This window comes from uncultured Mucilaginibacter sp. (assembly GCF_903913935.1).
Classification (GTDB): Bacteria; Bacteroidota; Bacteroidia; order Sphingobacteriales; family Sphingobacteriaceae; genus Mucilaginibacter.
The window spans coordinates 1-1657 of sequence record NZ_CAIWNH010000178.1 but is presented as its reverse complement, the minus strand read 5'-3'; the positions used below and the strand labels follow the sequence as shown (position 1 = coordinate 1657).

At 43.4% G+C, this 1657-nt stretch carries 2 protein-coding genes; one reads left to right on the top strand and one right to left on the bottom strand.

All coding sequences use genetic code 11. The features are described from left to right. Positions 1-1138: choice-of-anchor tandem repeat GloVer-containing protein (locus QZY09_RS06695; protein WP_295669937.1), on the top strand; the 1138-nt coding region annotated here is incomplete at its 5' end. 17 nt (positions 1139-1155) lie between these two features. Here the strand turns inward: QZY09_RS06695 and QZY09_RS06690 are convergent. Further along, positions 1156-1657 (bottom strand): hypothetical protein (locus tag QZY09_RS06690; protein WP_295669934.1); only part of this gene is annotated, 502 nt, incomplete at its 5' end.

The window sequence follows — 1657 nt, the reverse complement described above, 5'->3', positions numbered from 1 at the left end:
TTATGGAGCAGCTATGGGCGGAGGCAATTGGGATGCCGGTGTAATATATAGCTACAATACAAATACCAGTGTATATAAAGATTTATATGATTTCAGAATTTCCTATGGCGATTATTATCAGCGGTTCGTTGATTCCGGGTATGCCCCTTTTGGAAGCCTCATATTAGCGAGCGATGGAAAATTATATGGCATGGCAAGTGGTTATAACGCTTATTATCAGAATATACACGGATTCGGAAACATTTACAGTTTCAATATAAACAATAATACCTATACCAACCTTCACGCGTTCGGAGGAACTAAAGATGGCTTTGGCTTCGGCAGCATGATAGAGCACAATCATATCTTGTACGGAATGACTTCCGGAAAGCCCCAATACGCCCCGCAGCTTATGGACGTTGCATTTAATCAACATGCTTCAAATTTCCCCGCTGTCAATTCAGGAAATATTTTCAGCTTCGATCCTGTAAGTCAAACCTACAATAATTTATACAACTTTGATACCGTTAACGGCTTAGCCCCCTATGGTAGTTTAATTGTTGGAAGTGATGACAAGTTTTATGGTATGGCGTCTGCTGGCGGAGCTAACAGCTCCGGTGTTATTTTCAGTTTCGACCCCATTAGTAAAGTATATACTAACCTGCATGATTTTGGTGGGTTGTTTGGCGCTAAACCAATGGGAGATTTAACCCAGTCAGGCGATTATCTTTTTGGCACTACAAGCGCAGGTGGTGGCAATGGCTCAGGCGTTATTTTCCGCTTCAATCCCGTAACGCGGGATTATATAGAATTGTATAACCTTTTCGATTCTACGGGGTCTTCGCCATTAGGTGGTGGCTTCGCCTTAGTAAACACAAACCCTACCGGCATATTAACCCCGCGTGCCAACCAGTCAATGGATGTTTATCCTGTGCCGGCTCATAATTACCTTACCGCAGATATTGAAAATGCAACCGGAGAACCGGTTCTGCTTAAAATAACAGATATCAATGGCAGAGTTGTTTGGGTTCCCCAAACCAAGCCTGAAAATGGTAACTCCAAAATTCAGCTCGACATTAGTTCCTTTGAAAGCGGCCTTTACTTTTTACAAGCATGCACCTCAGATAACACGATAGTGAAAAAGATTGTGAAAGAATAACTTCAGAATCCCTAAAACTACTTCGCACCAAAATGCAGGGTAGTCCAGTAAATGTAGGTTTTGCCCAACTGGCCGCGAATCCAGTTTTTCTTTTTGCCGTGTATGTCGCTGCTGTAATTCATCAGCACGTAGTTATCGTTATCCAGTTTGCTGATACCTGGAATAGCATTATCGCCGGTGCTGGGAAAATCGGTTACCAGGGTTACCGAAAGGTCTTTCTTATTCAGCTTATAAAGTGCAGTTACCTTGCGGGTAATAGAGTAGCGAATAAGGTTACGGGCGCGGCGCTTGGTTTCAGTGGTGCGGTTCTTAAGCTTATCAATGTCGCCATCCAAACTGCGTCTTGAAACGAGGTAAATATCATCATCATGCTCAAACAGAAGGGCGCTGTCAAATTTGGTTTTAAGACGCACTTTTTTCCAGTTATACAGGCAGGTGCCATCGGCACTGCAAATCAAGGCACCGGTGCCTTCCAGGCGCACAGTAGCAAACAGGTTACCGCTCTTGTCAAAAATAAAC